20 protein-coding genes are annotated in these 17,751 nt (G+C 58.9%); 9 read left to right on the top strand and 11 right to left on the bottom strand.

The genetic code is table 11. From position 1 onward, the window contains the following. The first annotated feature begins 9 nt into the window (after positions 1–9). Positions 10–897 (top strand): cytochrome c oxidase subunit 3, encoded by an 888-nt coding sequence (locus AC07UI_RS03315; RefSeq protein ID WP_494991119.1) that lies wholly within the window; start codon positions 10–12, stop codon positions 895–897. A 17-nt stretch (positions 898–914) separates the two neighbouring features. Here AC07UI_RS03315 and AC07UI_RS03320 read toward each other — a convergent pair whose 3' ends face one another. Beyond that, the gene (locus AC07UI_RS03320; RefSeq protein WP_494991120.1) at positions 915–1,118 is read right to left on the bottom strand and encodes a twin transmembrane helix small protein; all 204 of its coding nucleotides are present in this window, start codon (positions 1,116–1,118) and stop codon (positions 915–917) included. Between the two features lie 70 nt (positions 1,119–1,188). Here AC07UI_RS03320 and AC07UI_RS03325 point away from each other — a divergent pair, with 70 nt between their 5' ends. Genes AC07UI_RS03325 through AC07UI_RS03345 form a run of 5 tightly spaced genes read left to right on the top strand, consistent with a single transcriptional unit; the run spans position 1,189 to position 5,112 of the window. Beyond that, positions 1,189–1,929, top strand: coding sequence for an SURF1 family protein (locus tag AC07UI_RS03325; protein WP_494991121.1), 741 nt, complete (start codon positions 1,189–1,191; stop codon positions 1,927–1,929). Continuing rightward, complete coding sequence (locus tag AC07UI_RS03330; protein ID WP_494991122.1) at positions 1,895–2,503, top strand: PA_0111/PP_0108 family redox-active disulfide protein; 609 nt, start codon at positions 1,895–1,897, stop codon at positions 2,501–2,503. The genes AC07UI_RS03325 and AC07UI_RS03330 overlap by 35 nt, the downstream gene beginning before the upstream one ends. A 10-nt stretch (positions 2,504–2,513) precedes the next feature. Then, the gene (locus tag AC07UI_RS03335) at positions 2,514–3,593 is read left to right on the top strand and encodes a COX15/CtaA family protein (RefSeq protein WP_494991123.1); all 1,080 of its coding nucleotides are present in this window, start codon (positions 2,514–2,516) and stop codon (positions 3,591–3,593) included. Beyond that, positions 3,581–4,480 carry a heme o synthase gene (cyoE, locus tag AC07UI_RS03340; protein ID WP_494991124.1) on the top strand — a complete coding sequence of 300 codons (900 nt, stop codon included), beginning with the start codon at positions 3,581–3,583 and terminating at the stop codon, positions 4,478–4,480. The genes AC07UI_RS03335 and cyoE overlap by 13 nt, the downstream gene beginning before the upstream one ends. After that, a complete protein-coding gene (locus tag AC07UI_RS03345; RefSeq protein ID WP_494991125.1) occupies positions 4,477–5,112 on the top strand; it encodes an SCO family protein in 636 nt (211 codons plus the stop codon). The genes cyoE and AC07UI_RS03345 overlap by 4 nt, the downstream gene beginning before the upstream one ends. A 268-nt stretch (positions 5,113–5,380) precedes the next feature. Here the strand turns inward: AC07UI_RS03345 and AC07UI_RS03350 are convergent, their stop codons facing one another. From AC07UI_RS03350 to zur, 7 genes are all read right to left on the bottom strand, one after another. After that, a complete protein-coding gene (locus AC07UI_RS03350) occupies positions 5,381–6,154 on the bottom strand; it encodes a MetQ/NlpA family ABC transporter substrate-binding protein (protein WP_494991126.1) in 774 nt (257 codons plus the stop codon). Between the two features lie 62 nt (positions 6,155–6,216). After that, positions 6,217–6,891, bottom strand: a complete 675-nt coding sequence (locus tag AC07UI_RS03355; RefSeq protein WP_494991127.1) for a methionine ABC transporter permease — start codon at positions 6,889–6,891, stop codon at positions 6,217–6,219. Further along, a complete protein-coding gene (locus AC07UI_RS03360) occupies positions 6,891–7,898 on the bottom strand; it encodes a methionine ABC transporter ATP-binding protein (protein ID WP_494991128.1) in 1,008 nt (335 codons plus the stop codon). The genes AC07UI_RS03355 and AC07UI_RS03360 overlap by 1 nt, the downstream gene beginning before the upstream one ends. A 404-nt stretch (positions 7,899–8,302) precedes the next feature. Further along, positions 8,303–9,019, bottom strand: coding sequence for a PA5502 family lipoprotein (locus AC07UI_RS03365; protein WP_494991129.1), 717 nt, complete (start codon positions 9,017–9,019; stop codon positions 8,303–8,305). A gap of 37 nt (positions 9,020–9,056) precedes the next feature. After that, complete coding sequence (gene znuB, locus AC07UI_RS03370) at positions 9,057–9,845, bottom strand: zinc ABC transporter permease subunit ZnuB (protein ID WP_494991130.1); 789 nt, start codon at positions 9,843–9,845, stop codon at positions 9,057–9,059. Next, positions 9,838–10,623, bottom strand: a complete 786-nt coding sequence (gene znuC / locus AC07UI_RS03375; protein WP_494991131.1) for a zinc ABC transporter ATP-binding protein ZnuC — start codon at positions 10,621–10,623, stop codon at positions 9,838–9,840. Before znuC ends, znuB begins: the two co-directional genes overlap by 8 nt. Next, on the bottom strand, positions 10,623–11,105 hold the full coding sequence (gene zur, locus AC07UI_RS03380) for a zinc uptake transcriptional repressor Zur (protein ID WP_494991132.1): 483 nt from the start codon (positions 11,103–11,105) through the stop codon (positions 10,623–10,625). The genes znuC and zur overlap by 1 nt, the downstream gene beginning before the upstream one ends. A gap of 57 nt (positions 11,106–11,162) precedes the next feature. Here zur and AC07UI_RS03385 point away from each other — a divergent pair, with 57 nt between their 5' ends. Further along, positions 11,163–12,092, top strand: a complete 930-nt coding sequence (locus AC07UI_RS03385) for a zinc ABC transporter substrate-binding protein (protein WP_494991133.1) — start codon at positions 11,163–11,165, stop codon at positions 12,090–12,092. A gap of 67 nt (positions 12,093–12,159) precedes the next feature. Here AC07UI_RS03385 and AC07UI_RS03390 read toward each other — a convergent pair whose 3' ends face one another. Beyond that, the gene (locus AC07UI_RS03390; protein ID WP_494991134.1) at positions 12,160–13,110 is read right to left on the bottom strand and encodes a homoserine kinase; all 951 of its coding nucleotides are present in this window, start codon (positions 13,108–13,110) and stop codon (positions 12,160–12,162) included. Positions 13,111–13,170: 60 nt separating this feature from the next. Beyond that, entirely contained in the window at positions 13,171–13,461 is a 291-nt protein-coding gene (locus AC07UI_RS03395; RefSeq protein WP_489073875.1) for a DUF2782 domain-containing protein, read from the bottom strand. A 74-nt stretch (positions 13,462–13,535) separates the two neighbouring features. On the opposite strand from AC07UI_RS03395, the gene polA reads away from it, so the two are divergent. Further along, complete coding sequence (polA, locus tag AC07UI_RS03400; RefSeq protein ID WP_494991135.1) at positions 13,536–16,304, top strand: DNA polymerase I; 2,769 nt, start codon at positions 13,536–13,538, stop codon at positions 16,302–16,304. Between the two features lie 288 nt (positions 16,305–16,592). Here polA and yihA read toward each other — a convergent pair whose 3' ends face one another. Continuing rightward, entirely contained in the window at positions 16,593–17,234 is a 642-nt protein-coding gene (yihA, locus tag AC07UI_RS03405) for a ribosome biogenesis GTP-binding protein YihA/YsxC (protein WP_494991136.1), read from the bottom strand. A 190-nt stretch (positions 17,235–17,424) separates the two neighbouring features. On the opposite strand from yihA, the gene AC07UI_RS03410 reads away from it, so the two are divergent. Next, a complete protein-coding gene (locus tag AC07UI_RS03410) occupies positions 17,425–17,715 on the top strand; it encodes a c-type cytochrome (protein WP_494991137.1) in 291 nt (96 codons plus the stop codon). The last annotated feature ends 36 nt before the right edge of the window (positions 17,716–17,751 follow it).

Here is a 17,751-nt window from a genome sequence, read left to right on the forward strand (position 1 = left end):
GAACAATAAATGGCAAATCATGAGCATTATTACGTTCCCGCCCAGAGCAAATGGCCGATCATTGCCACGTTTGGCATGTTGATCACCATGTTCGGTCTGGGCACCTGGTTCAACGACCTCAAGGCCGCCCGCCCGGAATCCCACGGCCCGCTGATCTTCTTCGTCGGCGGTTTGCTACTGGCCTACATGCTATTTGGCTGGTTCGGCACGGTGATCAAGGAAAGTCGCGCGGGGTTGTACAGCCCGCAGATGGATCGCACGTTTCGCTGGGGCATGAGCTGGTTCATCTTTTCTGAAGTGATGTTCTTCATTGCCTTCTTCGGCGCTCTTTTTTACGTGCGTAACCTGTCCGGCCCGTGGCTGGGTGGTGAAGGCAGCAAAGGCGTGGCACACATGCTTTGGCCGAGCTTTCAGTTCAGTTGGCCATTACTGCATACCCCCGATCCGAAACTTTTCCCGCCACCCAAAGAGACTATCAGCCCTTGGGGCTTGCCGCTGCTCAACACCGTCTTGCTGGTCAGTTCCAGCGTCACCGTGACCATCGCCCACCATGCCTTGAGGAAAGGACATCGCGGCGCGTTGAAAATCTGGCTGGCGCTGACTTTGCTGCTGGGTTGGGCCTTCCTCAGTTTTCAAGCCAAGGAGTACATCCACGCCTACCACGAGCTGGGGCTGACGCTGGGATCGGGTGTCTACGGCGCGACCTTCTTCATGCTCACCGGTTTCCACGGCGCTCACGTGACCATCGGCACTATCATCCTGTTTGTGATGCTGATGCGGGTGATGCGCGGGCATTTCAATGCTGAACATCAATTCGGCTTTGAAGCCGCCTGCTGGTACTGGCACTTCGTCGATGTGGTGTGGATTGGTTTGTTTATCTTCGTGTACGTGCTCTGAGGGCCGTTAGGCAATAGCTACCAGGGAACCCTGGAGTCCAATTGGCCGCTGAAGAACCCCCAGGCAATCAAGCCGACGGTGATGGCGGCCAGGCTGACACGAACAGTCAGGGCAATGACCAGCCGGTTCGAGCTGCTTTCGTCCTTGACCAGAAAGAACAGACCGCTGAACAGGCTGATTATTGTGGCTATCAACATCAGGACGATTGCCGCTTTAAGCATGGTGGGACTCCGGGGGGAACGCGATGCGAATCAGTATAGCCAGTCGATCTCTTAACTTTGCGGCGATGCCATGAAGCGTTTTCATCCCGGCATTGCACCGACGTTGGTGGTACTTGTGTTGCTGCCTGTGCTGGTCGCTCTCGGCTTCTGGCAACTGGGCCGCGGCGAGCAAAAGCGCGTATTGCTTGCCAACTACGCCGAGCGCCGGGTGGCGGAGCCAATGCTCTTCGATCAATTGCAACGCTACGAGGATCCGGCGTTCCGTCGGGTCCGTCTGCGCGGGCAGTTCGATGCCGGGCACAGCGTTTTGCTGGATAACCGCATGCGCAATGGCAAGGTCGGGGTCGAGTTGCTGCAGCCGTTTCTCGATCAGGCCAGCGGCCTCTGGGTGTTGCTCAATCGCGGCTGGCTGCCGTGGCCGGATCGGCGTACGCCGCCGGTGTTTACTACGCCTGCGCAACCGCTGAGCCTGGAAGCCTGGGTCTACGTGGCGCCCGGCGCGACCTTTCAGCTGCATGCCGACCCTGCGGGGGCGAACTGGCCACGGCTGGTCACCGCTGTCGACCCATCGAAGCTTTGGTCGGAGTTGGGGCGTAGTGGTTTTGCCGATGAGTTACGCGAAGAAGCGGGCCCGGCGTCCTACCAGACCGATTGGCCCGTAGTGGCCATGGGGCCGGAAAAACACCTTGGATATGCCGTGCAGTGGTTCGCCATGGCGGTGGCATTGTTCGGTCTTTATCTCTATCTCGGATGGCACAACGCAAGGGAGACGCACCATGGGAGCGGCCATGAATCCACCCAACATTTCTGAGAAGTCGACGTCACATAGTCGCCGACGCGGACGTTGGCAGCTGATCCTTATTCTTCTCGGGGTGATCGGTCCGATGATCCTCGCCACAGGGATGTACAAATTGCAGTTCTGGGTTCCGGAGAGTCGCAGTTATCACGGCGAATTAATCGGCGACGGGCAGAGCCGTGCCGACCTCGGCGTCGTCACGGATGAATCCCGTTGGCAGATGTTGGTCACCGCACCGAAGGACTGTTCCGTGGACTGCCAGCAGCTTGTGTATTTGGCCCGGCAGATTCAGGTCGGCTTGGGTCGTGATGCCTCGCGCGCCAGTCATGCGCTGGCCACTGCCCAACCGTTGGACGCCGACTATGACGCCAGGCTGCAACGTGAATACCCGCAGTTGCAGCGCTACCTGCTGGACCTGTCTACATTTACTCGAGGGCCTGGGGAAAAAGCCGCACAAAGCATTGGCGCGGCGCAACTGTGGATCATTGATCCCCACGGCAACCTGGTGCTGCGTTACGACGCTCGGATAAAGGGTAAGGACCTGCTCAACGACCTGCGCCAACTGCTGAAACTGTCGAATATCGGATGAGGGCATCGTCATGGCCAAACCTGGATTTCGCCTCGCGCTGTTTGCCACCTTGCTGGCACTGATTGTGGTGTTGCTCGGCGCTTATACCCGGCTGACTCACGCAGGGCTTGGCTGCCCGGACTGGCCCGGCTGCTACGGCTTTATCAGCGTGCCGCAAAGCGAAGCCCAACTGGCCCATGCCGAACTGCATTTTCCCGAGGCGCCGGTTGTGGCCCATAAGGGCTGGAACGAGATGGTCCATCGGTACTTCGCCGGGACGCTGGGGTTGCTGATTGTATTGCTGGCCGCCCGTGCCTGGACCCATCGCCATCATCCCGGGCATCCGTTGAAGCTGCCGCTGTTTTTGCTGGCCGTGGTGTTTGCCCAAGCGGCGTTCGGCATGTGGACGGTCACCCTCAAGCTCTGGCCGCAAGTGGTCACGGTGCATTTGCTCGGCGGCCTCGCGACCTTGAGCCTGTTGTTTCTGCTGACGCTGCGCTTGTCTGGCGTGTTGCCAGCGCTGACGGTGCCGCGACGTTTGCAGTACTGGGCGACTGCCGGGTTATTACTGGTGATCGGGCAAATTGCCCTCGGCGGCTGGGTTAGTTCTAACTATGCAGCCGTGGCCTGTATCGACTTTCCCACCTGTCATGGGCAGTGGTTACCGGCCGCCGACTTCGCCAATGGTTTTCACCTGACGCAACACATTGGTCCGAATTATCTCGGTGGCCAGTTGGACAGTGATGCCCGCACCGCGATTCATCTCACACACCGCATCGGTGCGCTGCTGGTCACATTGGTGCTGCTGGGGCTTGCCTGGCAGCTGAGGTTGGTCGGCATGACCCGAATTGCCGGGCTGGTGCTGGTGGTGTTGGCCGCACAGATCACTCTGGGTGTAAGCAATGTGCTGTTTCATCTGCCGCTGCCGGTTGCCGTCGCCCATAACGCTGGCGCAGCGGTGCTGTTACTGACAATGGTACTGGTCAATTATCACGCGCGAACCAGCCTGGTTCGGGTCAAGCAGCATGTCCCTGTGCGTTGGCGGTTCAGCCCGCGTAAACACGCAGCCGGCCCCATAACAATAAAAGGAGAGCAGCCATGGCGATTTTGATTGGCGAGCGTCACAGTCAGGCGATCTGGCGTGACTATCTGGAGCTGACCAAACCCAAGGTGGTGGTGCTGATGCTCATCACCTCACTGGTCGGGATGTTCCTCGCCACGCGCGCCGGGGTGCCGTGGACGGTGTTGGTATTCGGCAACCTGGGGATCGCGATGTGCGCGGGGGGCGCGGCGGCGGTCAATCATGTGGTGGACCGGCGGATCGATGCGGTCATGGCCCGGACCCATAAAAGGCCCTTGGCCGAAGGACGGGTTTCACCGACCGCGGCGCTGACCTTCGCTTTTGCGTTGGCGCTGGCCGGTCAGGCGTTGCTGCTGACCTTCACCAACCCGTTGACCGCCTGGCTGACGCTGGCCTCGCTGCTGGGTTATGCGGTGATCTACACCGGTTTTCTCAAACGCGCGACACCGCAGAATATTGTCATCGGTGGGTTGGCTGGCGCGGCACCACCGTTGCTCGGCTGGGTCGCCACCACCGGGCATGTGAGCGCCGAACCGCTGTTGCTGGTGCTGATCATCTTCGCCTGGACGCCGCCACACTTCTGGGCACTGGCGATTCACCGCAAAGAGGAATACGCCAAGGCTGATATCCCGATGCTGCCGGTGACCCATGGCGAGCACTACACCAAAGTCCACATTGTGCTCTACACCTTCGTCCTGCTCGCGGTCAGCCTGCTGCCGTTTGTGATCCACATGAGCGGCATGCTCTACCTGATTTGTGCCCTGGGCCTCGGCGCGAGGTTTCTGCAATGGGCCTTCGTGCTGTACCGTGGCACTCGGCCGCACGCCGCGATCAACACCTTCAAGTACTCTATTTATTACTTGTTCCTGCTGTTTATCGCGCTGCTCGTAGACCACTACTTATTGTTGATCCTATGACTCGAACTCAGAAAACTGTCTTTATTCTCGTCGCCCTGGTGGCTTTGGTCCTTGGACTTACCATCAACAAAGTACTGACCGGCAAGGGCCAGGGTGACCCGACTGCACTGATCGATGCCGGGATCATTCTGCTGCCGCAAAGCCGTAATCTTCCAGAGGTAAAGATGATCGACCAGGACGGTCAGCCAGTGACGGTCAACGAGCTGAAAGACAAATGGAGCCTGCTGTTCTTCGGCTACACCTTCTGCCCGGACATCTGCCCGACCACCCTCGCCCAATTGCGGCAGATCAAGAGTGAGTTGCCCAAGGAGGTGGTCGGCAAGCTGCAGATCATTCTGGTCAGCGTCGACCCGGCCCGTGACAACCCCAAGCAGCTCAAACAGTATCTGGGCTACTTCGACCCGGACTTCAAAGGCCTGACCGGCGCTTCGGTGGAAGACGTGCAGAAGCTCGCCAATGCGGTCAGCATCCCATTCATCCCGGCCGATATCAGCAAACCCAACTACACCGTCGACCACAGCGGCAACCTGGCCGTGATCGGGCCGGACGGTACGCAGCGTGGCTTCATTCGTGCACCGCTGAACAACACGAAACTGGTGGCTCAGTTACCGGTGATGCTCAAGCGTCAGTAATGACAGAAACCTGTAGGAGCACGGCTTGCCGGCGATGGCAATCTTGCGGACGCCATCGCCAGCAAGCTGTGCTCCTACAGTGGAAGGGGTCATAGGGGCCCGACGGGCAGGCAAAAAAAACGGGGGCGCAATCAATGCGCCCCCGTTTTATTGATCGTTCCCACGCTCTGCGTGGGAATTCCTCATTGGACGCTCTGCGTCCGCTTTGTGACGCGCAGCGTCACGGGCTGCATTCCCACGCGGGAGCGTGGGAACGATCTACAGCCAATCAGAACGCTGGCAGCACGGCGCCTTTGTATTTTTCCAGAATGAATTGCTTCACTTCCGGACTGTGCAGGGCAGCAACCAGTTTCTTCATCGCATCGCTGTCCTTGTCGTCCGGACGGGCAACCAGGATGTTCACGTAAGGCGAGTCTTTGCCTTCGATGATCAGCGCATCCTTGGACGGATCGAGCTTGGCTTCCAGAGCGTAGTTGGTGTTGATCAGGGCCAGGTCGACCTGGGTCAGCACGCGCGGGATGGTGGCGGCTTCCAGTTCACGGAACTTCAGGTCTTTGGTGTTCTCGGTGATGTCTTTGATCGTCGAAAGAATGTTGTTCGAATCTTTCAGCTTGATCAGCCCGGCCTTGTTCAGCAGCAGCAAGGCGCGACCGCCGTTGGTGGCGTCGTTAGGAATTACCACGTTGGCGCCGCCTGGCAGATCCGCCAGCGCTTTGAATTTGCTGGAGTAAGCACCCAGTGGCTCCAGGTGTACGCCGGCAACGCTCACCAAGTGAGTGCCCTTGGTCTTGTTGAACTCATCCAGGTACGGCTGGTGCTGGAAGAAGTTGGCGTCCAGACGCTTCTCTGCGACTTGTACGTTCGGCTGGATGTAGTCGGTGAAGACTTTGACCTTGAGGTCGACGCCTTCTTTGGCCAGTGCCGGTTTAACGAATTCGAGAATTTCCGCGTGGGGAACCGGGGTCGCGGCCACGGTCAGGGTTTGTGCTGCCTGAGCGGAAAACGCGGCAACGGCAGCGAAAGCGACGAGTAGTTTTTTCATCCAGCAAACTCCTTGTTAGGCGCCTGTTTCAGGCGCCTGCCAGCCGTGGCCGGCAGTTGCATTTATTTTCGGGAAAAGTGCACCACCAGCTTGTCGCCGACGGTTTGCAGAACTTGTACCAGCACCAGCAGCAAAATCACCGTGACCACCATGACGTCGGTCTGGAAACGCTGATAGCCGAAACGGATCGCCAAATCACCAAGACCGCCTGCGCCGACCACACCGGCCATTGCGGTGTAGGACACCAGCGTGATCGCCGTCACGGTGATTGCAGCGTAAATACCCGGCCGCGCTTCCGGCAGCAAGGCATTGGTGATGATCTGCCGCGTGGTGGCGCCCATGGCTTGGGTCGCCTCGATGATCCCGCGATCCACTTCACGCAGTGCAGTTTCCACCAATCGTGCAAAAAATGGCGTCGCACCCACTACCAGCGGCGGAATAGCACCGGCCACACCCAGCGAGGTGCCGGTGATCAGTACGGTGAACGGGATCATCACGATCAACAGGATGATGAACGGCAACGACCGCAGGATGTTCACCACCAGCGACAGCAGCGCGTAGATGCTCTTTTGCTCAAGCAATTGGCGCGGGCTGCAGAGAAACAGCAGCACACCCAGCGGCAGGCCGAGCAACACGGTGAACAGGAGCGAGCCGCCGAGCATCATCAGGGTATCGCCGGTGGCCAGCCAGATCTCGAACCAGTCGATGTTGGCGAAGAAACTCATCAGGGCTTCCATTAGCGCAGCACCTCCATATGGACGTCTGCCGCGGTGAAGTGGGCAAAGGCCGCTTCCATGTCACCGCCAGTGACGGCCAGGGTCAGTTGCCCGTAAGGGACGTCTTTGATGCGGTCGATACGCCCGGCCAGAATGCTGTAGTCCACACCGGTCTCGCGGGCGACGGTGCCCAGCAGCGGCGCGTAGGTCGCCTCACCCTGAAAGGTCAGACGCACGATACGGCCCGGGACATGGGCGAAGTCGTCGCGCTGTTCGTTTTCGTCGATCTGCTCGTCTTCCTGCACGAAGCGCTTGGTGGTCGGGTGCTTGGGATGCAGGAACACCTCGGCCACCGGACCCTGCTCGACGATCACGCCGGCATCCATCACGGCCACCCGGTCGCAGACGCGACGAATCACGTCCATCTCATGGGTGATCAGCACGATGGTCAGGTTCAGCTCGCGGTTGATCTGCGCCAGTAATTGCAGGACCGATGCAGTGGTTTGCGGGTCAAGGGCGCTGGTGGCTTCGTCGCAGAGCAGGATTTTTGGCTTGGTTGCCAGCGCACGGGCGATGCCGACACGCTGTTTCTGGCCGCCGGACAGTTGCGCCGGGTACTTCCTCGCGTGGTCGGCCAAGCCAACCCGTGCCAGCAACTCGGCCACACGCAGGTCGATTTCGCTGCGCGACAATTCGCCGGCGAGGGTCAGTGGCAGCGCAACGTTGTCGGCAACGGTCTTGGATGCCAGCAAATTGAAATGCTGGAAAATCATCCCGACCTGCTGACGAAAACGCCGCAGACCATTGGCATCGAGCGCGGTGACTTCCTCGTCATCGACGATTATCTTGCCGCCGCTTGGGGCTTCCAGGCGGTTGATCAGGCGCAGCAGGGTACTTTTCCCCGCACCTGAATGGCCGATCAGGCCGAATACCTGACCATCCTCGACACGCAGACTGGTCGGATGCAGAGCGGGAATATCCTTACCGGCGACCCGGTAGGTTTTATGGACGTTTTGAAACTCGATCACGTAGCGAACCTTGTGGGGCGCGTTAGAAAAGGATCAGCGGTTAGCCGGGCGCGCATTTTAGCCTGTCTATATAGAGGTTCTTAGCATTTATTTCGCATTCAACCAGTCATTTGGCAATAACGCGATCAAAGGTCATAAAAAACCAACGGCTCAAATGCGCCGATAGCGCAGCTGCCTTTAGTAGTGTGCGAAGTGATATTTGAGTCGGGTGGTTAAAGGCGTTGAAGGCGTTTTTTGCGGCGATTGCTCAGCATCGCATGTGGGAGCCAGGGCCCAAGGCCAAGGCGATTGCGGTTTGAAGTTCTTTATTGATAGAGGGGATGCCATCGCGGGCAAGAACTGGGCGTCCCCCCTGCTCCATAGATCATAAAATTCCGTTGGAGCGAGGCTTGCCCGCGATGCTTTCAAGGCTTGCGCGGGCTCAGAACCAATTGCGCCGGGATGTTGCGAATGATCTGCCGTTCCAGCTTGAGATCGAACTCTGAATCGAGTTTCTTCACCCGTTTGGTCAACAGCGTGGCCAACCATGGATAGTCGTCGGTGCGCGGCGCTTGAATGCTCACATCACACTGAAAATTCACTACGTCTGTGGCGATCGCATCCAGTTGCTTGCGCAGTTGCTTGATGTTGGTGAGGTTCAAGGCGACGGTGGTGCTTGCGGCCGTAGGGTCGATCACCTTGGCGACAGGTTTGGCTTCGGCGGCTTTCAACGCAGCTTCGGCTTTATCAAGCTCGGCCTTGCGGGCGTGGGTGATAGCGCTGTTGACGCCACCCGTCAGTGCCGGCGCTTTAGGCATCAGTGCACGGGCTCGACTCAGTGCGGTGGCGGCGGCGTTGACATCACCTTTTTGCAAGACGATCTGGCTGCGTTGCAAATAGGCTTCGGCCAACTGGCGTTGATACTGCTCAAGCTGAGGGTCGTTGGGCGACTCGGCCTGTAACGCGCTCAACTGATCCTCGGCGGTGGCCAACTCGCTGCTGGCGAGGTTTTGCTCCAGCTGCGCGATGGCCACGGCCCGGGCATCCGGGGTCGCTGTGGCCGCGGGCGGCGTGCTTTGGCAGGCACCCAGCAGCAGGGAAAATGCGACAACGAGCAGATAACGGGATGCGAACGGCTTCATTCCTGCGACTCTCTAAATGCGCAAAAAACGAGCAAGTCTACACCCCTCTGCGGGGCAGGACAAAACTCAGCAGAAACAGCGCTGCAGCTGTGACCACAATCGACGGGCCGGCCGGGGTATCCTTGAGCCAGGACAAGGCCAGGCCGCCACACACCGCAAGCATTCCCAGCAGGCTCGCGCCAAGGGCCATCTGCTCCGGTGATCGAGCATGACGTTGAGCCGCGGCAGCGGGAATAATCAGCAACGAAGTAATCAGCAATACACCGACGATTTTCATCGCGACCGCGATCACCACGGCAATCAACAGCATCAAGGTCAGACGCAACGCCGCCACCGGCAGGCCTTCGACCGTGGCCAGTTCCTCATGCACAGTGATCGCCAGCAGTGGTCGCCACAACGTCACCAGCAACACCAACACCGCCGCGCTGCCGCCGAGAATCCAGGCCAGGTCAGTCGGGCTGATCGCCAGCAGGTCGCCGAACAGATAGGCCATCAGGTCGATCCGCACTTCATGCATGAAGCTTAGTACCACCAGGCCCAGAGACAGGGTGCTCGGTGCGAGAATCCCTAACAATGTGTCGGAAGCCAGAGGCTGACGCTGCTGCAAGGTCACCAGCAACACCGCCAGCGACAGGCAGCCCACGGTGACTGCCACCGTCGGGCTGACATCCAGCAGAAAGCCGAGGGCAACGCCGAGCAAGGCCGCATGGGAAAGGGTATCGCCGAAATAGGCCATGCGCCGCCAGACCACGAACGAGCCCAACGGACCCGCTACCAACGCCAGGGCCAAGCCTGCCAGCAGAGCGTAAAACAGAAAATCAGCCATGCTTGCAGCTATCTCCGTGAACATGGGCGTGGGCCGTGGGGGCCTCGCTGACCACAGCACCATGCAGGTCATGGGCGTGATCGTGATGGTGGTGATAGATCGCCAGGCTTTGCGCGTTCTTGCCAAATAGCTCGACGAACGCTGGATCGCCACTGACATGCTCGGGATGCCCGGAGCAGCAGACATGGCGATTCAGGCAGACCACCTGGTCGGTGGTGCTCATGACCAAATGCAAATCATGGGAAACCATCAGCACCCCGCAACCGTGGCGGTCGCGCAGGCGTGTGATCAGACTGTACAGCTCGGCCTGGCCGGCGACATCGACGCCTTGCACTGGCTCATCGAGCACCAGCAGTTGCGGTTCGCGCAACAATGCACGGGCCAGCAGCACGCGCTGCATCTCTCCGCCTGAGACGCTCTGCACCGGGCTGTCGATTACTTGTTCGGCACCGACTTCTTTGAGCGCGGCCAAGGCTCGCGAGCGATCCACGCCTGGCACCAGACGCAAAAAGCGCAGCACGGACAGCGGTAAAGTTGGGTCGACGTGCAGCTTCTGCGGCATATAACCGATTCGCAGTTTCGGCTTGCGCCAGACACTGCCGCTGTCCGGCTTGAGCAGACCCAGTACGGCACGCACCAGAGTAGTCTTGCCGGCGCCGTTGGGGCCGATCAGGGTGACGATCTGCCCTGGCTCGACGCTGAGCTGGATGTTGTCCAGCACGGTTTGCCCGGCAAAAGTCACCGCTACCTGCTCGAGGCGGATCAATGCAGTGCTCATCAAGCCCCCTGGCAACCGGAGCAGAGGCCGACCACTTCAACGGTTTGCGCTTCGACCATAAAACCGACATCGCGAGCGCTGGTGATGATCGCGTCGCTGATGGTTTTTTGTTCGAGTTCGATGGCAGCGTGGCATTCACGGCAAATCAGGAACTGGCCCTGGTGAGCGTGTTCCGGGTGATTGCAGCCAACGAAGGCGTTGAGGGACGAAATGCGATGCACCAGACCGTTTTCCAGCAAGAAGTCCAGCGCCCGGTAAACGGTCGGCGGCGCGGCGCGGCGACCATCCTGTTCGCTGAGCACGGCGAGGATGTCGTAGGCGCCAAGGGGTTTGTGGCTCTGCCAGACCAGTTCCAGGACGCGCCGACGCAGTGCGGTCAGGCGCAAACCTTGACGGGCACACAGGGCATCGGCTTCCGACAGCGCGCTGTGCACGCAGTGAGAATGGTCATGGGGACGGCTGGCCAGCGGTGTTTTAGGCATGAGCGGCGACGATAATTGTGAGAGACGTTATTATGTTACCCGTTCTCGCCTCTCCGAGTGGTCATCGTGTCCCGACTTTTTGCCATTTATGTCGCTTTTGCTGCCAGTTTGTTCGTGATCAGCCCTGCTCACGCCGAAGTGAAAGTACTTACCAGCATCAAACCCTTGCAGCTGATCGCCGCGGCAGTGCAGGACGGCGTCGGTGTGCCCGAGGTATTGCTGCCGCCGGGCGCCTCTCCGCATAACTTTGCCCTGCGCCCTTCCGACGTACGGCGGGTACAGTCGGTGGATTTGCTCTACTGGATCGGCCCGGACATGGAAGGCTTCCTTCCGCGCGTACTCAAGGGCCGCAGCCTGCCGTCTATCGCCGTTCAGGACTTGCCGGGCCTGAAGTTGCGCCGCTTTGCCGAGGATAGCCACTCCCATGCGGAAGAGGCCAATGAGCATGATCACGATCATCGGCCCGGTAGTCTTGACGCGCACCTCTGGCTGTCGCCGGTCAATGCCCGGGTGATTGCGGCGAAAATGGCTGCGGATCTGAGTGCGGCCGACCCGGACAATACCACTCGCTATCAGAGCAACCTCAAGGCTTTCAATGAGCGCCTCGATGCCTTGGACACACGTCTGAAAGCCCGATTGGCCGGCATTGAAGGCAAGCCTTACTTTGTCTTCCACGAAGCGTTCGATTACTTCGAAGATACCTACGGTCTCAAGCATACCGGAGTGTTCAGCGTCGCGGCCGAAGTGCAACCGGGTGCACAGCACGTGGCAGCGATGCGCAAGCGCTTGCAGGAAGTTGGCAAGACCTGCGTATTCAGTGAGCCTCCGCTGCGTCCACGGCTGGCGGAAACCCTGGTAGCCGGTTTACCGGTGAAACTGGCGGAACTGGATGCATTGGGCGGTTATACACCGGCCACTGCCCAGGGTTATGAGCAGGTGCTGGAAAAGCTGGGAAATGACTTGGCAGGGTGTCTGGAGCAGTTGTAAGCAGGGATGTTGTGGTAACCCTTTTCGCAGGCAGGAGCCAGGTGCCTGGCTCTTGCCCGCGATGCGTTCAAATGGCGAACGGCAACGGCGTACTGACCTTCTGACGTTGCGCCAAGCGCTGCTGAAACTCCATCGGATCGTGAATCAACACGTCCTGTCCGGCAAACGACTCGGCGGCGATCAGTCGTGACAACCAGAAGCGCACGCAGGCCACCCGCAACATCGTTGGCCACAGCTCGGCTTCAGCCGCGGTGAACGGACGCAACGTCGCATAAGCACCCAGCAAGGCCCGCGCACGTGGTCCGTCGATCACCCCGGCTTTATCCGAACACCAGTCATTCAAGGCGATTGCCACGTCGTAGAGCATCGGTCCTGAACAGGCGTTGTAGAAGTCGATCAGCCCGGTCAGGTGCGTGCCTTCGAACATCGCGTTATCGCGGAACAAATCGGCGTGGATGTTGGCCCGTGGCAGCGCCAGGATTTTCGCCTTTTGCTGAGCGATCTCGTCCAGAGCACCTTGCAGCAGGCTGCTTTGCTCGGGGTTCAGGTTCGGCATCAACTGCGCACCTTCGGCCAGCATCCAGTCCAGGCCACGATCGGTCTTGCGCTCCAGTACTTTGCCTTGGGTGGCCAGGTGCAGATGAGCGAGCAGGTCTGCGACCTGCGCGCAGTGCTGCGCGTTGGCCTCTTTGATGTGTTTGCCAGCCAATCGCGGTTGCAGCAATGCCGGTTTACCGGCGAGTTCGCGCAATGCGATGCCGTCGGTAGTACGCAGGGCGTAAGGCACCGGCAGATCAGCGTCATGCAGCACGTCCAGCAGTTCGATGAAGAACGGCATTTCCTGGACCGGACCGCGCTCTACCAGGGTCAGGACAAACTCGCCCTGCTCCAGACTGATGAAGAAATTGGTGTTTTCGCTACCTGCGGCAATCCCCTGAAAATCAAGCAGGCGGCCGAGCCCATAGGGGGCGAGAAAGGTTTCCAGCTCGGGCCGAGCCAGGGGGGTAAACACAGACATGGTTAAAAACTGCTCAGTTCGGGCGCCGCGATTGAGCCAGCGCCGATTAAAGTTAAGAAACTACTTCCACGTAAAAATTTCCCACGACGGAATCAGCATATCCGGCTGATCCGATCGGATGAAGTTTGCTTCTGTTCCGTCCGCGCGCACCAGAAAGTACGGTTTGCCGCCCTTCGGTGTGACTTTGATCGCATACAGGAAGCCGTTCTGACGGTATTCCTGAATGGTTTTGTCACCTTCGGTGTGGATGGTGACTTGCGGTTCTGGAGTCGGTGCATCATCAGCTGCCATCACGGCCAGGGGAGTCATGGCAAAGAAGCCAGCCAGCAACAAGCGATTTAGTGTGCGCATGATAACCTTGTCCCTTTGTCGTCAACGGTCCCGCTATTCTAGCGCCGGACCCGCCGAAAAGGTTGATCCTGCTCATGAGCCAAGCCCCCCTCGTCCTGGTGGACGGTTCTTCTTACCTGTACCGCGCCTTTCATGCGCTGCCACCGCTGACCACATCCAAAGGCCTGCCGACCGGCGCGGTCAAGGGTGTACTGAACATGCTCAAGAGTCTGCGCAAGCAGTACCCTGACAGCCCGTTCGCGGTGGTTTTCGACGCCAAGGGCGGGACATTTCGCGATGACATGTACGCCGAGTACAAGGCCAACCGTCCGAGCATGCCCGATGACATGCGGGTACAGATCGAGCCGTTGCATGCGAGTGTGATCGCATTGGGCTTTCCGTTGCTGTGCGTAGAAGGCGTAGAGGCCGACGATGTGATCGGCACGCTGGCCCGTAGCAGCGCAGCAGCCGACCGCCCGGTGGTGATCTCCACGGGCGACAAGGACATGGCACAACTGGTCGACGGGCACATTACCTTGGTCAATACAATGACCGGTAGCGCGATGGATGTGGCTGGCGTGAAAGAGAAGTTTGGCGTCGCTCCCGAACAGATCATCGATTATCTGGCGCTGATGGGCGATTCGTCCGACAACATCCCCGGTGTTCCGGGCATTGGGCCAAAGACCGCTTCCGGTTTGTTGGTGGGCGTAAATGGCGGTCTGGTCGAGTTGTACGCGCAACTCGATATCGTGCCGACCCTGCCGATTCGCGGTGCCAAGACCCTGCCGGCCAAGCTTGAAGAGCACAAGGAGATGGCCTTCCTCTCCTATCAACTGGCGACCATCAAGGTCGACGTGCCGCTGGATATCGGGCTCGACGACCTGCATCTGGGTGAGCCTGATCGCGAAAAGCTCGCCGAGCTCTACACCTTGCTCGAATTCAAAAGCTGGTTCGAAGAATTGCAGCGCGAGGCCAAGCGCACGGGGCAGGAAATCGTCGAAGCTGTGGAGGAGGTCGCAGTCGACGCTGAGGTAAAGTACGAAACCATCCTCGACCAGGCGCGATTCGATGTCTGGCTGAAAAAGCTTAACAACGCCAGCTTGATTGCCTTTGATACCGAAACCACCGGTGTCGACGCGCAGCAAGCGCAACTGGTGGGCCTGTCTTTCGCCGTACAAGCCAATGAAGCGGCCTACATCCCGCTCACTCACTCTTATATGGGGGTGCCCGAGCAACTGGATCGCGACACCGTCCTGCGAGCCTTGAAACCGTTACTGGAAGACCCGAGCAAACTCAAGGTCGGCCAGCACGCCAAGTTCGACATGAACATTCTGGCCAACTGCGCCATCGGTGGTGATCAAGCCTGTGGCATTTCGGTGCAAGGCATTGCCTTCGATACCATGCTTGAATCCTATGTACTGGATTCGACGGCGACCCGCCACGACATGGACAGCCTGGCGCTCAAGTACCTGGACTACACCACCACCAGCTTCCAGGACATCGCTGGCAAAGGCGCCAAGCAACTGACCTTCGACCAGATTTCTCTGGAGCTGGCCGGACCCTATGCGGCCGAAGACGCGGACGTGACCTTGCGTTTGCATCAGGCCCTGCAGGAAAAACTCACGGCCATCCCGAGTCTTTGTCACGTGCTGAGCGAAATCGAGATGCCGCTGGTACCAGTCCTGGCGCGGATCGAACGTCAGGGGGCGTTGGTCGATGCCAATCTGCTAGGTATTCAGAGTGTCGAACTGGGCGACAAGCTGGTCGCTCTTGAACGCGAAGCCTTTGCCATTGCCGGTGAAGAATTCAACCTCGGTTCGCCCAAGCAATTGGGCGTGATTCTGTATGAGAAACTCGGCTTACCGATTCTCAGCAAAACTGCCAAAGGCCAGGCCTCGACGGCCGAAGCTGTGCTGGCGGAACTGGCCGAGCAGGACTTCCCGCTGCCCAAGGTGCTGATGCAGTACCGCTCCATGAGCAAGTTGAAAAGCACCTACACCGACCGCTTGCCTGAGCAGATCAACCCGCGTACCGGGCGGATTCACACCTCCTACCATCAAGCGGTGGCGGCGACCGGGCGTTTGTCTTCCAGCGATCCGAACCTGCAGAACATTCCGATCCGTACTGCTGAAGGTCGGCGGATTCGTCAGGCATTTGTCGCGCCTGAGGGCTACAAACTGCTAGCGGCCGACTATTCGCAAATCGAACTGCGGATCATGGCGCACCTGGCCAAGGATGAAGGTTTGTTGTACGCCTTCCGTCACAATCTGGACGTGCACAAGGCGACCGCTGCCGAGGTGTTCGGCGTTGAGCTGGCAGAGGTCACCACCGATCAGCGCCGCAGTGCCAAGGCCATCAACTTCGGTCTGATTTACGGCATGAGCGCGTTCGGCCTGGCCAAGCAGATCGGTGTCGACCGCAAGCAATCACAAGCCTATATCGACCGCTATTTTGCTCGTTACCCGGGCGTGCTTGAGTACATGGAGCGCACTCGCGCCCAGGCTGCAGAGCAAGGTTTCGTTGAAACCATCTTCGGTCGTCGCCTCTACCTGCCTGACATCAACGCAAAAAACCCGGCCTTGCGCAAAGGCGCCGAGCGTACGGCAATCAACGCGCCTATGCAGGGTACGGCGGCTGACATCATCAAGAAAGCCATGGTCGCGGTGGATAACTGGCTGACGTCTTCAGGTCTGGACGCCAAAGTCATCCTGCAGGTACACGACGAACTGGTGCTTGAAGTTCGCGAGGACCTGGTGGACCGGGTTCGCGATGAAATTCGCGTCCATATGAGTGGTGCTGCGTCGCTCGATGTGCCGCTTTTGGTCGAAGTAGGTGTCGGAAATAACTGGGACGAGGCTCATTAACCCGTCTTGAGGATGCCTTTTGCTGCGGCATCGTGCCGCGGCAAAGGCTGGCTAAGGGCTATTAGTTCGGAAAACCGGGCCGGTTATTACCAATAGTTTTTGAACCTGTCCGGAACTAAATCCGCGCACCGCCACTCAGAGTTACTGAATGGCTGGTGAAGCCCTTCGATGCTCCTATGTTGTGTTAAGTGTTGGCAGATATCTGGACCCCGCCCTAGCGGTCCGGAATTTGAACCCCGAACTTCTCCTCCCCATACGAAGTCCGGGGTTTTTTTTGCCTGAAATTCCTTATTCCGTAGCCTCTGCGCCTTTATCGGCCAGTTCCATCCAGCCCGCCAGTACAGTGTAGGCCTCTTCCAGACCAAGGCGTTTCGGTGCGGAGAACAGCTGGATGGTGATGGTATCGCCCCAGCCTTTGCGGATGTCCGCCTGCACTTTGAGCAAGGTGTTTTTCGCTGCACCGTAGGTCAGTTTGTCGGCCTTGGTCAGCAGGATGTGCATCGGCATGCCACTGGCTACGGCCCAATCGAGCATCAGCAGGTCGAAGTCAGTCATTGGATGACGGATGTCCATCATCAAAATCAAACCTTTCAAACTCTGGCGACCGCCCAGATACGCTTCCAGGTGGCGCTGCCAGTGAAGTTTCAGCGGGATTGGCACTTTGGCATAGCCGTAACCTGGCAGGTCGACCAAACGGCGATCATCGTCTAGCTTGAAGAAGTTCAGCAGCTGTGTGCGACCCGGAGTCTTCGAGGTTCGGGCCAGGCTGGCGTGAGTCAGGGTGTTCAGAGCGCTGGACTTGCCGGCGTTGGAACGCCCCGCGAAGGCCACTTCAAAGCCTTCGTCGTCGGGACATTGGTCAACTTTGGCCGCGCTGAGCATGAAGGTGGACTGTTGGCACAGACCGAGAATGGGGTTCTTGAGTTGCATGGGATTTCCGATGTGGGCGGTGCCGAGAATGGACGCGGCGAGCAGTGTCGTTTCCGTTTCAGTAACGCCAGTATATAATGCCGCAGATTTTGTGTGCGCTTTGTCCCGGCGTAGGATGAAGTTCACGGGAGCGATTGACCGAAATTGCGCACTAGAACGCAGCTCGCTCTCAACCCTGAAAGGTCGTTTTATGACGAAATGGCTGCTAGCTGCCGGTGTCTTGATGCCGCTTTACAGTGCGCAGGCTACACAGGATCCGGAAGCTGTGTACAACCGTGTTTGTGGAGCCTGTCATTCCGGCCAACTGCCAACGGCGCCTGTAAAGGGTGATCTGGAAGCCTGGAAGCCAAGATTGGCGCAAGGTATGGGGACGCTGGTGCAACACGTGACCCAGGGTTTCAAGGCGATGCCGCCGCGTGGTTTGTGCATGGACTGCAGTGCCGAGGATTACCAGGCAATCATCCACTGGATGAGCGAGTGATCCCGGTCCATAACTCTTTAACCCTTAGCCGTAGTT

Source organism: Pseudomonas sp. GW821-FHT04C07 (assembly GCF_059420325.1).